Source organism: Paenibacillus pabuli NBRC 13638 (assembly GCF_001514495.1).
Taxonomy (GTDB): domain Bacteria; phylum Bacillota; class Bacilli; order Paenibacillales; family Paenibacillaceae; genus Paenibacillus; species Paenibacillus pabuli.
This window is the reverse complement of the sequence record NZ_BCNM01000013.1, coordinates 159,997-177,081: the sequence shown is the minus strand read 5'-3', so window position 1 is coordinate 177,081 and position 17,085 is coordinate 159,997. Positions and strand designations below refer to the sequence as shown.

At 48.8% G+C, this 17,085-nt stretch carries 14 protein-coding genes and 1 pseudogene; 10 read left to right on the top strand and 5 right to left on the bottom strand.

Going from position 1 to position 17,085, the window contains the following annotated elements:
* Positions 1 to 6: 6 nt before the first annotated feature.
* On the top strand, positions 7 to 1,815 hold the full coding sequence (locus PPA03S_RS18570; RefSeq protein ID WP_062325004.1) for a peptidoglycan D,D-transpeptidase FtsI family protein: 1,809 nt from the start codon (positions 7 to 9) through the stop codon (positions 1,813 to 1,815).
* Here the strand turns inward: PPA03S_RS18570 and PPA03S_RS18565 are convergent.
* Entirely contained in the window at positions 1,794 to 2,990 is a 1,197-nt protein-coding gene (locus PPA03S_RS18565) for an AI-2E family transporter (RefSeq protein ID WP_062325001.1), read from the bottom strand. The genes PPA03S_RS18570 and PPA03S_RS18565 overlap by 22 nt on opposite strands.
* Positions 2,991 to 3,195: 205 nt before the next feature.
* On the opposite strand from PPA03S_RS18565, the gene PPA03S_RS18560 reads away from it, so the two are divergent.
* Positions 3,196 to 4,605 (top strand): polysaccharide deacetylase family protein, encoded by a 1,410-nt coding sequence (locus tag PPA03S_RS18560; protein ID WP_062324999.1) that lies wholly within the window; start codon positions 3,196 to 3,198, stop codon positions 4,603 to 4,605.
* 91 nt (positions 4,606 to 4,696) lie between these two features.
* Here PPA03S_RS18560 and ilvD read toward each other — a convergent pair whose 3' ends face one another.
* The 3 genes and pseudogenes from ilvD to PPA03S_RS18545 form a co-directional block, all read right to left on the bottom strand.
* The gene (ilvD, locus tag PPA03S_RS18555; protein WP_062324997.1) at positions 4,697 to 6,382 is read right to left on the bottom strand and encodes a dihydroxy-acid dehydratase; all 1,686 of its coding nucleotides are present in this window, start codon (positions 6,380 to 6,382) and stop codon (positions 4,697 to 4,699) included.
* 309 nt (positions 6,383 to 6,691) lie between these two features.
* Positions 6,692 to 6,940, bottom strand: a pseudogene (locus tag PPA03S_RS18550) (KGG domain-containing protein); the annotation flags it as partial.
* Between the two features lie 120 nt (positions 6,941 to 7,060).
* The gene (locus PPA03S_RS18545) at positions 7,061 to 8,104 is read right to left on the bottom strand and encodes an acyltransferase family protein (RefSeq protein ID WP_062324993.1); all 1,044 of its coding nucleotides are present in this window, start codon (positions 8,102 to 8,104) and stop codon (positions 7,061 to 7,063) included.
* A gap of 222 nt (positions 8,105 to 8,326) precedes the next feature.
* Here PPA03S_RS18545 and PPA03S_RS18540 point away from each other — a divergent pair, with 222 nt between their 5' ends.
* The 6 genes from PPA03S_RS18540 to mgrA all read left to right on the top strand — a co-directional run bounded on the left by PPA03S_RS18540 (position 8,327) and on the right by mgrA (position 13,606).
* Complete coding sequence (locus PPA03S_RS18540; RefSeq protein WP_062324992.1) at positions 8,327 to 9,292, top strand: sugar kinase; 966 nt, start codon at positions 8,327 to 8,329, stop codon at positions 9,290 to 9,292.
* 86 nt (positions 9,293 to 9,378) lie between these two features.
* Positions 9,379 to 10,044: a bifunctional 2-keto-4-hydroxyglutarate aldolase/2-keto-3-deoxy-6-phosphogluconate aldolase gene (locus tag PPA03S_RS18535; RefSeq protein WP_062324990.1), complete on the top strand. Its 666-nt coding sequence runs from the start codon at positions 9,379 to 9,381 to the stop codon at positions 10,042 to 10,044.
* A 90-nt stretch (positions 10,045 to 10,134) separates the two neighbouring features.
* Positions 10,135 to 10,899 (top strand): alpha/beta fold hydrolase, encoded by a 765-nt coding sequence (locus PPA03S_RS18530; RefSeq protein WP_062324988.1) that lies wholly within the window; start codon positions 10,135 to 10,137, stop codon positions 10,897 to 10,899.
* A 60-nt stretch (positions 10,900 to 10,959) separates the two neighbouring features.
* Positions 10,960 to 11,745, top strand: coding sequence for an HAD family hydrolase (locus PPA03S_RS18525; RefSeq protein WP_062324986.1), 786 nt, complete (start codon positions 10,960 to 10,962; stop codon positions 11,743 to 11,745).
* A 22-nt stretch (positions 11,746 to 11,767) separates the two neighbouring features.
* Entirely contained in the window at positions 11,768 to 12,508 is a 741-nt protein-coding gene (locus PPA03S_RS18520) for an NAD-dependent protein deacylase (RefSeq protein WP_062324984.1), read from the top strand.
* A gap of 90 nt (positions 12,509 to 12,598) precedes the next feature.
* Entirely contained in the window at positions 12,599 to 13,606 is a 1,008-nt protein-coding gene (mgrA, locus tag PPA03S_RS18515) for an L-glyceraldehyde 3-phosphate reductase (protein ID WP_062324982.1), read from the top strand.
* Between the two features lie 197 nt (positions 13,607 to 13,803).
* On the opposite strand, the gene PPA03S_RS18510 is transcribed toward mgrA, so the two are convergent.
* On the bottom strand, positions 13,804 to 14,754 hold the full coding sequence (locus PPA03S_RS18510; RefSeq protein WP_082704220.1) for an AraC family transcriptional regulator: 951 nt from the start codon (positions 14,752 to 14,754) through the stop codon (positions 13,804 to 13,806).
* A gap of 156 nt (positions 14,755 to 14,910) precedes the next feature.
* Between PPA03S_RS18510 and PPA03S_RS18505 the strand changes: the two genes are divergently transcribed.
* Both PPA03S_RS18505 and galE read left to right on the top strand, forming a co-directional pair.
* The gene (locus tag PPA03S_RS18505) at positions 14,911 to 16,092 is read left to right on the top strand and encodes a galactokinase (protein ID WP_062324980.1); all 1,182 of its coding nucleotides are present in this window, start codon (positions 14,911 to 14,913) and stop codon (positions 16,090 to 16,092) included.
* A gap of 1 nt (position 16,093) precedes the next feature.
* Positions 16,094 to 17,083: a UDP-glucose 4-epimerase GalE gene (galE, locus tag PPA03S_RS18500; RefSeq protein WP_062324978.1), complete on the top strand. Its 990-nt coding sequence runs from the start codon at positions 16,094 to 16,096 to the stop codon at positions 17,081 to 17,083.
* Positions 17,084 to 17,085 lie beyond the last annotated feature (2 nt).

Genomic DNA, 17,085 nt, shown 5'->3' with positions numbered 1-17,085 from the left:
GTTCTTATGCATCTGCAACTGAAACGGCGGCTTTATATTGCTTGTATTCTTCTGACAGGTATATTTACTTTGCTTATGATTCGTTTGGCTTGGGTTCAGATCGTTCAGGTTAACCGTACGATGCCAGGCTTCCAACGTACCGTCCGTGAAATGTCCGTATTACAGCGGGAACGAGGGGTTGTACTGGATACTGGGCGGGGACAATTTACCGATTACAAAGGTCAGCCCTTAACGGGCAAGCTGGAATGGGGGCTGGTTTTTTTCCCACATACCAATCAATCGAGTCACTCATATCCCTCCACAAGGGCGGATTCTGAAGTTAAAAAAATGGCAGCACTATTACATACAAATGTGAAATTGTTACAAGAGGAATGGAACCAGGGAGATACACCCCATTTCTGGACAGCGGGTGCACGCCAGCCCGTCACGTTGACCGATTCTCAGGTTGCCAGGCTGCGTGAATTGCAGGTAGACGGAGCGAGTATATACCCCATGATGACACGTTATGGACAGGGTGATACCGGCATGCAATGGTTAGGTTATCTTGCTGAACGGCCGGGGTCTCTGAATACGCAGGCAGGTCATAAGGATGAGGTGAAGCAGCCTTTTGCCATGAAATCAGGAGCAGCTGGGCTGGAGAGAACATTGGAACCTTTGTTGAAGGGTATAGGACCTACCCTGGTATCACGTATGGTTACAGGTTCAGGAGAGGTTATTGCGACGATCCAGCCCCGCGTGATTGCACCATCCAATACACACTATCCCTTGCGTGCACAGACGACAATTGACGCAAAGATTCAACAGGGAATCGAGCACATTGTGCAAAACTCCGATATGAAAGAAGGAGCAATCGTTGTACTGGATGCGGCCAATGCCGATGTACGGGCTATGGTCTCACTTCCGTTCTACAATCCGCAGCATGTGGACCCCAACCAAACGGCTTGGGCGAATCGTGCTGTAAAAGGGGCAGTACCAGGCTCCATATTCAAAATTGTTACAGCCGCAGCAGCGCTGGAATATCAAGCAGTATCCAAAGGGGAGACCTTCCATTGCGGTGGCGAGTGGGGGAAATATGGCCTGTCCTGCTGGAAGGAACATGGGCATGGGGAATTAAATCTGGAGCAGGGATTTGCCGAGTCCTGCAATATTGTATTTGCTGAAACGGCCCGCCGGCTCAGTATGGAGCAGCTGGAGCGTATGGCGGATGCACTCGGGCTAGGGCGTCCTGTAGGTTGGGAGGGGAAGCAGGTCGCCGGAATGTCGGTATTACAGCATTTCGACCATGAAGAGGCAGGACGAGTAAGGCTTCCTTCAGTCTCACCTCAGAATGAAGGTGCAAAGGTACAGACAGCTATCGGTCAGCGGGACGTGTTGGTGACCCCGTTGCAAGCGGCCAACTTGATCGTTACACTCCTTCATGAGGGTAAGGTAAGTGCTCCGCGTCTCGTTCAGCGTATCCGATATGCCGACGGTGATACGATGCTGGAAATCCCGCAGCATGACTCACCCTCGGCAGCAGGACAGATCTCTCCTGCAACAGCACATCAGCTGTTGTCCTGGATGAGGAAGGTCGTGAGTGAGGGAACAGGAAAATCCCTGCAACATGCACGATGGCAAGTAGCAGGGAAGTCAGGTACTGCACAGGTGCAGCAGCGCGGAGAGAAACGGAATCATCAATGGTTCATCGGGTATGGACCAACGCATCAACCGAAATATGCTGTAGCTGTCCTTGTCCAAAACGTTGCTCCGAACAGCCGTCATCAAGCAACCGAAATGTTCAGGAAAGTGATGGATTATTTGGCTGAATCCTCGTGATTTTCATCAGGAACAGCTTCCTGCACCGGAGCCTCGGCATTCCTTCTAGAGGTTGTACTAACCGGTGTGTCCATAACTAACGGGGAGGATTCAAATTCATCTTTTGGCAGGTGAATCCACTGCTGGAGGTATCCTTGCTGCAGCAGTTCCTTGAGCAGGATCAGCAGCACCGGAGACAGCACTACGCCAGCCAGACCAAAGACGGAGAGTGAGATCAACATAAAGGAAAGCATCAAGTATGCGGATGATACTCCGATCGAGTTACCCGAGATTTTCGGTTCCAGGAGTTGGCGTGTCAGCATGGTTACGGCAAGTACTACGATTAAGCCAATCGCAAGAGTGCTATTCCCCACAATGAACAGATACACAATCCATGGAATGAATATGACAGGAACACCCAGCAAAGGCACGAGATCAAAAACAGCACAGATTGCTGCGATGGTGAAGGAATTAGAGGTTCCCAGAATCAGCAAGCCTGCATAAATCAATACAAATGTAATTAGCATCATAATCATCTGGGCTTTTAAATAGGAGCGGATCGTCTTGAACACGTGATTACGCATAAATTCAAGAGCCAGCTTCAACGTTTTTGGCGTTTTGGCCCGGGCAAATTTGCGCCAGGACTCAATTTCGATACTAAGAAAGAACGCGAGAATAATAGCAATCCCGAAGTTGGTAATAAATGAAGAAAATGAACTCAGAAAACCGATGACGATTTGCGCACCGCTGGTTACCCATTTGGAGAGAAATCCGGTTAAAGTTGCAAAATAGTCATTAACCTTGTCGGTAATTCCGTCAGGCAAAGCATCCGACTTATCCTGAATGAAATAAACCAGATTGGTGAATTCACGTTGGACCATTTCAATATAATAAGGGAAATTATCCTGCAAGTTAGATATCTGGGATACGATGATTAGTCCCAATCCAAAAAAAGCAGCAACGATCGTTGCTAGAAACAACAAAACAGAAATGGCGGCCCCTAAGGTTTTGGGCAATCCTTTGCGATGCAGAAATCTTGCCAGAGGTTCGATCATCCAATACACTATAAATGAGAGAAAAACTGGTGCAGCCAATTGATATAATCGACTGAAACCGTACATGATGAAATACACAGTTAACACGAGCAGCGCAATGTCAAAGACGGTGCGCCCGTATTTTTTGTAAAGCGGCAGCATGGGCAGGGCTCCTTTATACGTCGTTAAGGTGAGCAGTTTGCATAAATCCAATAAAGATTAGGATGCATTTATTGTACACGATAGCTAAGTTTTTGGGAAAAGAGGATTCAAGAAAAGTTTGAATTGTGATAAAATTAAAGGCGGTTTATTTTGGTTAGTGCTCTTTGGTACGGTAATTCAGCAAGAGAAGCGGGGAGTTTGTAGCATGACAAATTTACTTCAGAGTATATTACTGTGGTTATTGTACATTTCATCTTTTTACGCCTTTATTCCAAGTTTGGTTAGCAGACTTTTCGGTTTTCGTGTGTTCAGACGAGGGAGAAGTGAGACGGAGTTTTCCTTAACCTTTGATGATGGTCCAGATCCGGAATACACGCCCAGGTTACTGGATTTGCTCCGTCAGCATGAAGCGAAGGCCACGTTCTTTGTAGTCGGGGAACACGCAGCCCGCCATCCCGAGCTCATTCAGCGCATACATGAGGAAGGTCATCTTATTGGAATTCATAATTATATTCACAAAACCAATTGGTTAATGCGCCCACGCACGGTGAAAGATCAGATCCAACGGACGGGGCAGCTTATACAAGAGGTTACAGGGGTAAGAACTTGTTATTATCGTCCACCGTGGGGGATTATGAATCTGTTTGATTTTTTTAGTAAAAAAGAACGTCGTATTGTACTGTGGTCTTCCATGTTTGAGGACTGGAGGAGCAGTGTCGGTGCTGAGAAATTGACTGAACGAATGCTGAAGGAGCTAAGGGGCGGAGAGGTCATGTTACTGCATGATCGAGGGACTACCCTCGGCGCTGATGTACACGCGCCGGAGCAGATGCTTCAGGCGCTGGAAGTCGTATTGAAGGAAGCAGACAGGCAGGGATTACACAGTGTGCGCGTCGATACGTTGATGGGAGGCGTTACGGTGAGCGAACCTAAGAGCGCAAGTCAGCCACAGACCCATTTGTCACTTTGGAAGCGAATGGTAGTCGCTTTATGGCTGGGCTGGGAAAAGTTATTTCATTGGGTGTACCATTTGCAAACAGCTTCACCAGATGATCCGATGCTTCATTTCCGCTCGCGTGTGTATCACGGAGCATTGGTCGAAATGAATAATGGTCATGTGATTCAGAACGGAGATCCAGTAATTGAACTTCATTTTGATAATAAAAAATTATTTGATCTGGGAATGACTTCACGATCCAGTATGCATCTGGCTATTCGCATGATTCGGGCCATGGAACAGCAATTGCCTGATTTGGCAAGTAAGGTCGTACTCGACCCTGAACTGAGATCAGCCAAGGCCCTGTATGGTGTTAGCATGATTAACCGCGGACCGGAGAAGTTCGGATTTACGGTAAAGGAACTGGCTCCTGGGCCGTTCAGCTCTGCATCTAAGGTGTACCTGAAACTTCTGCTGAGTGTAATTCACCCAGCGGGGACAAAACGTCTAAAGCAGCGTTCCGAACAATTGGTTCCCAAAATGATTGCCATGCCCATGGACGTGTTGCTTGAACGTTACGGACAGCATGCACTGGTAGCAGCGACGGTGGAGACGATAGAGCAGTCCCCCGAGGAGCTGCTGGTTCCCGAACACGATCTCGTACCTGAACGAAACTAAAAAAAAGGGGTTGCCCTTCAGCCGTCATTGGCGAAGAGCAACCCTTTATTGTTAGCATACCCCTTAAAATTCCGGATAGTATGCCCTTGAATTAAATTTTCAGTACGCCGCCATTGCTTGCATTAGTCACCAGCTTGGAATAACGGGCCAGGTAACCGGTTTTTACTTTTGGTTCAAAACCTTTCCAGCCAGCACGACGACGTTCGAACTCTTCGTCACTGATGTGCAATTCGATGATACGGTTGTTCAGATCCAGCTCGATGATGTCTCCTTCTTCAACAAAGGCGATTGGACCACCTTCAGCTGCTTCCGGAGAAATATGTCCGATACTGATTCCGCGGGATGCACCCGAGAAACGTCCATCGGTGATCAGACCGACTTTGGCACCCAGACCCATACCTACGATCTGAGATGTAGGAGCCAACATCTCAGGCATACCTGGTCCGCCTTTTGGTCCTTCATAACGGATAACAACAACATGTCCTTCTTTTACTTTGCCGTTAGCAATGCCTTCGAGCGCTTGCTCCTGGGAGTCAAAGCAGATGGCAGGACCTTTGTGATATCCACCAACCGAAGCATCAACTGCACCCACCTTGATGATGGCGCCTTGTGGTGCAAGGTTACCGAACAATACAGCCAGACCGCCTTTTTCCGAATGCGGGTTATCCAGGTGGTGGATGACGTTGGTATCCTGGATCTCTTGACCCTCAACGTTCTCACGAATAGTTTTACCTGTTACGGTGATACAATCCCCATGGATCGCGCCTGGTTTCTTGAGCAATTCGTTCAGCACTGCGCTTACGCCGCCTGCATTGTGAACGTCTTCGATGTGAAGATCGGAAGCAGGTGCAAGTTTCGCCAGATGCGGAACGCGGTTAGCTACTTCATTGATGCGCTCGATTGGATACTCGATGCCCGCTTCATGAGCCAGTGCCAGCGTGTGCAGTACTGTATTCGTAGATCCACCCATCGCCATATCCAGTGCAAACGCGTTATCGATCGCTTCTACAGTAACGATATCACGTGGTTTCAGATCCATTTTAATAAGTTCCATCAATTGTGTCGCGGATTGTTTAACAAAATCACGACGCTCAGGAGCAACGGCGAGGATCGTTCCGTTACCTGGCATAGCCAGTCCCATCGCTTCAGCAAGACAGTTCATGGAGTTTGCTGTGAACATACCGGAGCAGGAGCCACATGTTGGGCAACCGAATTGTTCAAGCTCAAGCAGGCTCTTATCATCGATTTTACCTGCTTGGTAGGCACCGACACCTTCAAATACAGAAGTCAGGGACAGCGCTTTACCATTGCTGTCACGACCTGCTTTCATCGGTCCGCCGCTGACAAACACGGTAGGGATGTTCACGCGGAGTGCACCCATCATCATTCCGGGCGTGATTTTATCGCAGTTCGGGATACATACCATGCCGTCGAACCAGTGTGCAGATACAACCGTTTCCACAGAATCCGCGATAATGTCGCGGCTCGGCAGCGAGTAACGCATACCGATGTGTCCCATAGCAATTCCGTCGTCTACTCCGATGGTGTTGAATTCAAATGGAACGCCGCCGGCTTCACGAATAGCTTCCTTTACAATTTTACCGAATTCCTGAAGATGGACATGGCCTGGCACGATATCAATGTATGAGTTACATACGGCAATAAACGGTTTGCCAAAGTCCTCTTCTTTAACGCCCGCTGCGCGGAGCAAACTGCGGTGCGGTGCACGGTCAAAACCTTTTTTGATCATATCGGAACGCATCTTCTTGGCTGACATGGTGTATTTCCCCCCAAATATATAATATTGAGCAACATGAATGGAAATATAAATGGCAGTGCATCTGTCGTTTATTTTCATCCGTACTCTAAAAAATAGACCGACATTGCCGGCTTCGAGCTTCCCGTAGTTTGTGAAGTTCTTTGGTGCTTTAAACCCGTGAACAACCCGGTTTTTCTATAGAGTCTATCACAACCGCCGTCATATTTCTACAATCAATAGAAAGAAGCTTCATTCCATTAGTGGAACGAAGCCCCGGGTTTAACGCACCCATTCTACTGTTACATCATTGAGAGTCAAGACATACTAACTGCTACCGCCTTTACGTCCGATCTCTCGATAGAATTCCTTATTATGCGTTTCAGAGGTGGCTTCTCCGCCCTTGCGTCCAATTTCCTTATAGAAATGGGAGTCATGCGCATCTGAAGTAGCTTCTCCACCTTTTTTTCCTATCATCTGGTAGAAGCTTCGATCATGATTTTTGGATGTAGCCCTGCCACCCAATCTGCCTGCTTCCTCGCGACTCATTTTGCGTTCAGACGTTTGTGGACGTGCCATTACAAATCACTCCTTATATCATAAGTTGTTTGTTGTAACGCGTAATGCTACTTACCACAACATTTCCAGCCTGAAACAAGTCGGTTTTGATGGGAAAGAGAGGGCCTCAGCTTATCTGAATCAGGATGCTGAACGTTTCAACCCCCTTTGGCGATTAAAGTGAAAGCGGGAGATGTCTGGTTCAATGAGAGGCCGGAAGGCATGGCGGATCGCTGGATGAGCGAGTACTATAGCAAACATTAACGCAATGGATACAATGATCGGAATGTATAAACTGGTTTCCATATAATTGTAGACTCCCGACCAGATCGTAAGACGAATGAGAAATCCATGGAGCAGGAAAACATAAAGGGTGCGTCGTCCCAGATCTGTCAATTTGGATGTCAAGCAAGGAACCCAGGCCAGAAATAATGCACTTGAACCGATTTCCAGTGCGTAGATCCCCAGTCGGTAGATTCCGGCATACCACTCATGACGACCAAGCTCTGCATAAGTCATACTGCCCATCAGCCAGCCAGCCGAAATTTCCAGCCCCCCGAGAGCAATCCAAATCAGAAGTCCAGCGGATAATGAAGCTGCCACGCTGCGGGCCAAGCCTGATTGCAATCGGGAGCGAATCGATCCTCCGTAGTCATAACCAATCATAAAGAAAGGCAGGAAAACAAAGGTTCGGCTAAAACTAAGCCAGAATCCGTCGATCGGCAAATACCCGGCGATGATACCAAGCAGGACAGACGCAATCAAACGATACAATGGCTTCCAAGATAACGTAAGACGGAGCAGCAGTCTCCAGCAGAAATGGCTGGCCAAAAACCACAATAACAAGTAGGGAGCAAAAAAAGACAAACGCATATGGGGTGTGTGAAACACCGTATAATCCATTAATGCATACAAGGTTTGAAAAAGAACATATTGCATGGCAATTTGTTTAAGCACATTGCGCCCGGTTGTACCCTGAAGGGAGTGTCTGGCAAAGTAACCAGTTACCCACACAAACAGCGGCATGTGAAATGTATATATCCACAGGAACAGAGCTTCCGCTCCTGCAAAACGTGTAATAAGCGGTTCCAGCGCATTACCAACAAGTACGCAGACAATAAGCATAAAACGCAGGTTGTAAAAAAATGAATCCTGATCTTCCCTAATGGTTGTCGGTTTGGTCATGTTGTAACCCCCTTGTTGACCCCTTGGCAAGAGTCGTTTGTATCTGTAATAAGGGTAATATGGATGTGACTCACTCATTGTGATATATTTCACATAGGAAAGCGCTATCCTTTCTCAAAACTGTGACAACAAAATGAACGCTCCGGGATTGACAACGGTTGCATAGAGGATGACAATGGTTAAAGAAGATGAGAATTTGTAAATATAAGGAGGGAAGAAGTCATGTCGACGAATACCCGCCGAAGCCCTGAAATCGTTACGTTTGGTGAAAGCATGGGTTTGCTGACAGCAAAGGATACAAGAGGTCTTGAATATGCGGCGACATTAGACAAGTCATTTGGTGGCGCGGAGAGTAATCTGGCAATTGGTGTAGCCCGGCTTGGGCATACCAGCGGCTGGTTTGGGCGCCTGGGTAATGATCCGATGGGAAACATGATCATGAAGGCTATTCGTGGTGAAGGTGTAGATGTATCACGAGCAAGGATAAGCGACAAGGAGCCGACCGGTCTGATGATTCGTGAGAACGCTTCCGGGAAAGCCTCGGTACATTATTATAGGAAGTTATCTGCTGCAAGTGCGATGACGCCTGAAGACCTGGACGCGGATTATATTGCAGGTGCTCAAATCCTCCACGTTACAGGCATTACCGCGGCGATCAGCGCATCGGGACTTGCTACGGTTGAAGCTGCTATACATATAGCCAGGCAGGCTGGTGTGAAAGTGAGTTTTGATCCCAATCTGCGTCTTAAACTGTGGTCTGCTGAGGAAGCACGTTCTGTCCTGCTGCGTCTGGCTGAGCAGGCAGACTATTTCTTGCCGGGACTGGATGAGATGAAACTTCTGTATAACGAAGATAATGATCAAAAAGTGTTAGAGCGTTTATCCGCCATGAATGCGGTCTGTATCGTGAAAGGTGGCCCTGATTTGACCTACGTATTGGTGAATGGTACCCTAACGGAAGTTCCGTATTTCAAGGCGGATCATGTCCTGGATACGGTGGGGGCAGGAGATGGATTCTGTGCGGGCTTTTTATCCGGCCTTATCAAAGGGTATTCTCCTCAGGAGGCGACCCGGCTCGGAAATTTGACCGGTTCCATGGTTATACAGGCTGTTGGTGATTGGGAGGCGCTCCCGACGTGGAAGCAGGTCGAGGCCAAGCTGAACAATGTAGCACATGTTGAGCGCTAGTCGCTGCTGATATCATATATGTCTCATCTTCGTTCATTAATGTAAGGCTTGTAATACACAACCACATTGACAAGGGAGAGAATGAAATGAAGAAGCTTCAGCTGCTGCAAAAAATAACGGATAATGGGGTCGTTGCGGTTCTGCGTGCAGATTCCGCTGACCAGGTGATTGCCATGGCCGAACAAGCCATTGCGGGCGGCATCAAGGTCATTGAGATCACCATGACGGTGCCAAGTGCCCTCAAAGCCATTGAGAAATTAAGCCGTGTATACCATTGGAACACACAAGATCCAGAGAAATTTGCCATTATCGGGGCAGGAACCGTGCTTGAACCTCAAACAGCCCGGGCTGCGATCATGTCTGGCGCCGAGTTTGTTGTAGGTCCTTCTCTGAATCCGGATACGGTGCAAATCTGCAACCTGTACCGCATTCCGATATTGCCAGGCGTGATGACTATTGCGGATGTGCAGCGAGCACTGGAACTTGGCGTGGATATTGTGAAGCTCTTCCCGGGTAATCTCTACGATCCTTCCATTATTAAAACGATGAAGGGGCCTATGCCGCAAGCGAATTTTATGCCTACGGGTGGAGTATCCCTGTCCAATCTGGGTGACTGGATCAAAGGAGGCGCCGTTGCTGTAGGTATCGGATCTGATCTGACAACGGAAGCTGTGAAGACGGGGGACTTGAGCTGTGTCCGCCGCAAAGCGGAACAATATATGGATGCTTACCGCAAGGCCAAGGCCGAATAGCGATGAAGTTGTGAGAAGGGGAGCCTCAGGAATGAAGGCTCCCGTTCTGCGAGCCGTGGCACCTGCGGAAGCGTAGAAAGGTGATGAAAGTTGAGAAATCGATATAATACAGGGCGCAAGAAGAGGGGCATCGGAAAATTCCTGCTCGTTCTTCTGGCGCTCATTGTCATTGGATGTGGATTTGTTGCCTGGAAGCTGTTCACCCCTTACGGACCACAGGAGATGGCTCAGGCGGCCATGGAGACAGCCAATCCGGTGACTGTGGATGAGAAGGAAAATTGGATTGACTTTGTGCCAGACAAACCTGCGGGGCCAAGTGTTATATTCTATCCAGGCGGACTGGTTAAGCCTGAAAGTTATGCACCACTTGCTCATGAACTGGCAGCAGCCGGGCACCATACCATTATTGCTAAAATGCCGGTTAACCTCGCGGTGTTGAAGCAGAATCTGGCAGATGATATTTTTAAAGCCTATCCGGATGAACCATTTGTTATGGGAGGTCATTCACTTGGTGGATCAATGGCTGCACGTTATGCCGCAGCCCACCCGGATGCACTTCAGGGCATCTTTTTCCTCGCATCCTATCCGGATGAAAAAGGCAGTGTGAAGTCATTAGGAATTCCAGCCTTGTCCATTCTGGGGACCAATGATGAAGTTGTGAATGCAACGAAGTACCAGAGTGGCCGTGCGTACCTGCCGGAAGATACGGTGTATTACACCATTGAGGGCGGGAATCACTCCCAATTTGGTGATTATGGTCTCCAGAGTGGAGATGGCGAAGCTGGAGTCAGTGGGGAGCAGCAGCTTTCCCAGACAGTGAAGACGATTCAAGGCTGGCTCAACACGATCAAGTAAAGGCCCATTAACGCTATAGGGCACCTATCTATAACGGATCGGGCAACTGGGGGGATATGAATGACCATGCTTCACATTCGTGGTAAGCAGGTACCGTGCGGAGGGATTCTGTTTGATAAGGATGGCACGCTGCTCGATTTCCTCCAGCTGTGGGGCCCGTGGGCAGAGTCTTTGCTGAATCAGTTGGAATCAAAGCTGACAGAGCTCGGCGCCTCGTTCACGGTGGAGCGTGAGCAAGTTCTGGGCACCGTTCGCGATCGTGAAGGCCATCTTATCGGATATGATCTACAGGGACCGCTGGCCATTGCCACAGTAGACGAGAGCAACGGGCTGCTTGCTGGACAGTTGTACGCAGCGGGAATGCCATGGAACGAAGCCATCACTACGATCCGCCATCTTTCCAGTGCAGCCATGCATGAGGTGAGACAGCGAAAAAGGGCTGAACCGATGCCCGGACTTATTGCCTTTTTGCAGAGCTGTCAGGAGGCATGTATTCCTCTGGCAGTTGTTACTTCGGACAGCACGATTGCTGCGGAAGAGCATATGGATTGGATGGGAATCCGATCTTATTTTACATCCATCGTAGGCAGTGACCGGGTAAGCCGGGGAAAACCGGATGGAGAGGCTGCAGTTCTGGCTTGCAGTGAGTTACATATTCATCCTAAGCAGGCTGTCGTGATCGGTGACAGCAATGGGGATATGCAGATGGGACGAAACGCTGGGGTGTCCTATCGAATTGGTTTCTGTCCACTAGTCGAGGGAAGTGACTACTTACATGACGCCGATGTTATCATTCAGAATTATCATGAGCTGAAGATCACCTCTGAACGTTTTTCACAGGGTTGATCTCGCAAAAGGAGGAGAGAGGATGAACGGAGCGGAACAACTGGCTGCCTGGATTCAGGAAAGTTCCAACATTGTTTTTTTTGGAGGGGCCGGAACTTCAACGGAAAGCGGGATTCCCGACTTCCGCTCTGCAGCTGGCTTGTACCAGACTGAACAGCATTCACCCTACCCGCCGGAAGAGCTGCTCAGCAGACATTTTTTTGACCAGCATGCTGATATTTTTTATGATTTTTATCGAGGTAAAATGCTTCATCCCGATGCGGTCCCTAACGGCTGCCACCAATTGCTCGCCAGATTGGAGCAGGAAGGAAGACTTCAGGCGGTCATCACCCAGAATATCGACGGGCTGCACCAGAAGGCTGGCAGCAGCAATGTTCTGGAGCTACATGGTTCGATCCATCGCAACGCTTGTATGGATTGCAAAAGGTTCTATGCGTTAAATGATATTATTACGGCAAAAGAGAAGGTTCCTCGTTGCACTGCATGCGGTGGCGTGATCAAGCCGGATGTCGTGTTATATGAAGAGGAGCTGGACCAGACGATATTATATCGTTCGGTGGACGCTCTGTCTGCAGCAGATTTGTTGTTAGTCGGAGGAACTTCACTTACCGTGTACCCTGCTGCACAATTGATTACGTATTTTCAGGGAAAACATACGGTCTTGCTTAATGCTACGCCTACGGCCTACGACCGGCAGGCTGATTTGCTGATTACAGACCCGATCGGTGAGGTAATGAACAGGGTGGACCAGCTTCTTGATTAATATGGAAGTGAACGTTTGTCTGAATAACCGCATTCTCCGGCATACGGACCGGGTACAAGAGGCGGAACCTGGGGAAAGAAGGGATTCATGATGGTCTACGTAGCCAGCGAAGCACGCTATGAAACAATGAAATATAACCGTGTTGGGCGTTCAGGATTGAAACTGCCAGCGATTTCACTCGGATTATGGCATAATTTTGGCGGTATTAATAACGCGGAGAACGGCCGAAGCATGATTACCCGTTCGTTTGATCTGGGCATTACGCATTTTGACCTTGCCAACAATTATGGCCCACCGGCAGGCTCAGCAGAGCAGTTATTCGGTCAGGTACTGGCACAGGATCTGAAGCCATACCGGGATGAACTCATCATCTCCACCAAAGCCGGTTACTATATGTGGCCCGGACCCTATGGTGAATGGGGCTCCCGCAAATACCTCGTATCCAGTCTAAATCAGAGTCTGAAGCGCATGGGCCTTGAGTATGTGGACATCTTTTACTCCCATCGTTATGATCCGGAAACACCTCTCGAAGAAACGATGATGGCACTGGATCATATTGTTCGTTCCGGTAAAGCCCTATATGTGGGGATTTCCAACTATCCTGCTGAGCAGACGAAGCAGGCAGCGGAAATTCTCAAAGGACTGGGGACACCTTTGCTGATTCATCAGCCGAAATATTCGATGCTGGATCGCTGGATTGAAGATGGGTTACAGGACGTGCTTGATGAGTATGGAACAGGAAGCATCGCATTCTGCCCATTGGCGCAGGGTGTTCTGACCAATAAGTACCTGAACGGCATTCCAGAAGATTCACGAGCCAAGGGACCTTCTGTCTTTCTGAATGAGAACAACATCTCGCCAGAGACGCTGCGCAAAGTTCGTGCACTCAACCAGATTGCGGCGGCACGCGGCCAGAGTCTGGCCCAGTTTGCTCTCGCTTGGGTACTTCGTAATGGCCGGGTAACTTCTGCGCTGATCGGTGCAAGTCGTTCTGCCCAGATTGAAGAGAATGTGGCTGCACTCAGCCAGCTGGAGTTCTCCACAGAGGAACTGGAACGGATCGAATCGATATTGAGTCCGGAACCTGTGGATAAATAACAAATAAATAAAGTTACAAAGGTGCATCTTAGCCATATTGGCGGGATGTGCCTTTTTTATCGTTTCTTTTCAGAACAATTGCATAAATCATAAGCGTGCGTGTCTTTGAATCAGCAAACTGAAACGTATATGCAAAGTTCTAAATCTATATGAAGGAAAGAGAGCTTCCCTTTTTCGGTATGGGGATCATCAATTGTTTAGGGGGCTTTGTGTGTCCCTTGTATTTGCGGTCTGGCAAGAATGTTCTCCCGGTACAGACTGGGAGCTTCGCCGTGAAATCGTTTGAACTGCTTCGAGAAATACAGTGCATCCAGAAGTCCGACAGAGGCGGATACCTGTTCAATGGACAGATCAGGACGTTCCCGCAGCAGCTGGCGTGATTTATCGATCCGCAGTTTAAGCAGGTAGGTGACAGGGGAAAGCCCGGTTTCCTGTTTGAAAATGCGGGACAGATACGCACGGTTATAGCCAAGGCTGGCTGACATTTGCTCGATCGAGACAGGGTAGGCATATTGGGTAGACATGTATTGAATCATCTGTTTCACAGTTCGTCGTATTGAAGATTCACCCGGTATTAAGGTTTGACCTTGAGAAAGGTGATTTTGTGCCTCGGCTAGAATCATATATAACGTACCCAGTGATGTAAAATGAGAACTCTCTTTCCGCTCGGCAAAAGCCGTCTGCATCACGGATAACCAATCCGAAATTCCGCAGGATGGACCGGCATGAAATACGGATTTTTCTGGCCGAAATCCAGCTTCTTCCGTATGCTGAGCAGCTTGAGTGCCGGTAAAGGCCATCCAGCGGTATTGCCAAGGGTGACGGGCATGGGATTGGTAGCTTACGAGCTGGCCCGGTTGAATGAGGAAACAATCTCCTGCGGACAATTCGTAGGAATGCAGTTCGGTGCGGAACGTACCGGCTCCTTTTTCAACATAGTGCAACAGATAATAATCATATAGCTTCGGTCCAAGGGCGTGACCGGGAAGGGTCTGGCTTGCGCCTGCAAAGAGGACATGCAAAGCCCCTTTTTCATAATAAACGGGATTGGAGGCAACCGAGTAGCTGAGTGCTCCACTTTTGCCAGAGGTTTCCGGATGATGTTTTATCGGATGTTCTGTTATACCTTCCATACGTTGTTCAGTCATGATGACATTCCTTTCCTTCCTTGATGTTCCATTCATTATACGTCGAAAGGTCACATTTATCCATATGTAACACACATGGCTTCATTTCAAGGGGGACCGCTTTCTTGTATAATAACATTAAGAAAACTAACAACCATGAGATGGGGTGCAGCAGCAATGAACATCAATGAATTGAAACAAAAGTTTATTGACAAGTACGGAGAGAGTGGAGCGGATATCCGTGTGTTCCATGCCCCTGGGCGGGTAAATCTGATCGGTGAGCATATCGACTATAACGGTGGATACGTGCTTCCGGCAGCACTTGAATTCGGTACCACTTTGATTATTCGTGAGCGTGAGGACAACAAGTTGCAGTTGGCTTCCACCAATATGTCTTATGAAGGATCGCTCGATACGTCCTCCATTGGCAAAGAGAAAACAGGGGAATGGACAGATTATCCTGTCGGCGTCATGGTAGAGCTGCAAGGCAAAGGCGTGAAGGTAACCAAAGGTTACGACTTCCTCTACCACGGGGAGATTCCAAACGGCGCAGGACTTTCCTCTTCTGCATCGCTGGAGGTTCTCACCGGATTTGCCATCCAGTCGTTGGAAGGCGTAACGGATATTGATACGGTTCAGCTGGCGCTTCTGTCCCAGAAGGCGGAGAACGAGTTCGTTGGTGTCAACTGCGGCATCATGGATCAGTTTGCTGTAGCGAATGGTGCAGAGGATCATGCAATTCTATTGATGTGTGACACCCTTGAATATGAAAAAGTTCCATTCCGTACCGGCGCCTACAAGCTGGTCATTGGCAATACGAACAAACGGCGCGGTTTGGTGGACTCGGCCTACAACGAGCGTCGTTCCCAATGTGAGCAGGCACTTGCCATTTTAAAAGAACAACTGCCTGCGCTGAACTATCTGGCGCAACTTAAACCTGAACAGTTCATCACACTTCAAGATCACATCAAGGATGAAAAGGTAAGACAGCGTGCTCAGCACGTAGTCGAAGAGAATGCACGTGTACTTGCATCGGTGGATGCATTGCGTGCTAACGATCTGGAAACCTTCGGCAAGCTGATGAACGCTTCTCACGAATCCCTTCGGTATCTGTATGAAGTGAGCTGCGAAGAGCTGGACGTGATGGTAGAGGAAGCACAGCGAATTCCGGGAACACTTGGTGCACGCATGACCGGAGCAGGATTTGGCGGATGTACGGTATCCCTTGTTCACGAGGACGATGTGGAGCGTTTTGTAAGCGAAGTGGGAGCGGCATATGAAGCACGTACCAATCTCAAAGGCGAGTTTTATGTATGCGGAGTAGGCGACGGCGTTAAAGAATTGAAGGAGGCGAAGTAAGATGGCAATTTTGGTGACAGGTGGAGCAGGATATATTGGTTCTCATACGGTAGCGGCTCTGTTGGAGCGGGGCGAAGAGGTTGTCGTACTGGATAACTTACAGACAGGGCATCGTGAAGCTCTGCTGGGCGGAAAATTGTATGAAGGGGACCTGCGTGATAAGGAGCTGCTGGCCAAGCTTTTCGCGGAGAACTCCATTGATGCAGTCATTCACTTTGCTGCCAACTCACTAGTCGGCGAGAGCATGAAAGATCCGGTGAAATACTATGACAATAACGTGTTTGGCACACTGTGCCTGCTGGAAGCGATGAATGCAGCGAATGTACGTCGCATTGTCTTCTCCTCAACTGCTGCCACCTATGGCGAGCCGGAGAAAGTGCCCATTGAAGAGAGTGATCGTACAGAGCCTACGAACGTTTACGGTGAAACGAAGCTGATGATGGAGCGCATGATGTCGTGGTTCGATAAAGTACAAGAGATCAAATACGTGTCCCTGCGTTACTTCAATGCAGCCGGAGCGCATGATAGGGGTAAAATTGGTGAAGATCACCAGCCAGAGAGCCACCTCATTCCACTTGTGCTGCAAACGGCGTTGAAACAACGTCCTCACATCGCTGTGTTCGGTGACGACTATGCGACGGAAGATGGAACCTGTGTACGTGATTATATCCACGTAAGTGATCTGGCGGATGCACATTTGCGGGCCGTGGATTATCTCCGCAAAGGCGAGAACAGCAACGTGTTCAATCTGGGTAACGGTCAAGGCTTCTCTGTCAAACAGGTAATCGAGACAGCGAAGAAAGTAACCGGACTCGATATCCCGGTTGTACAGGAACCACGTCGTGCAGGTGATCCAGCTGTACTGGTGGCATCGTCTGCCAAAGCAAGATCCGTACTGGGCTGGAACCCGAAGTGGACGAATCTCGAAGATGTTATTCAAAGCGCATGGAGCTGGCATCAGTCTCACCCTGACGGCTACGGAAAAAACTAGGA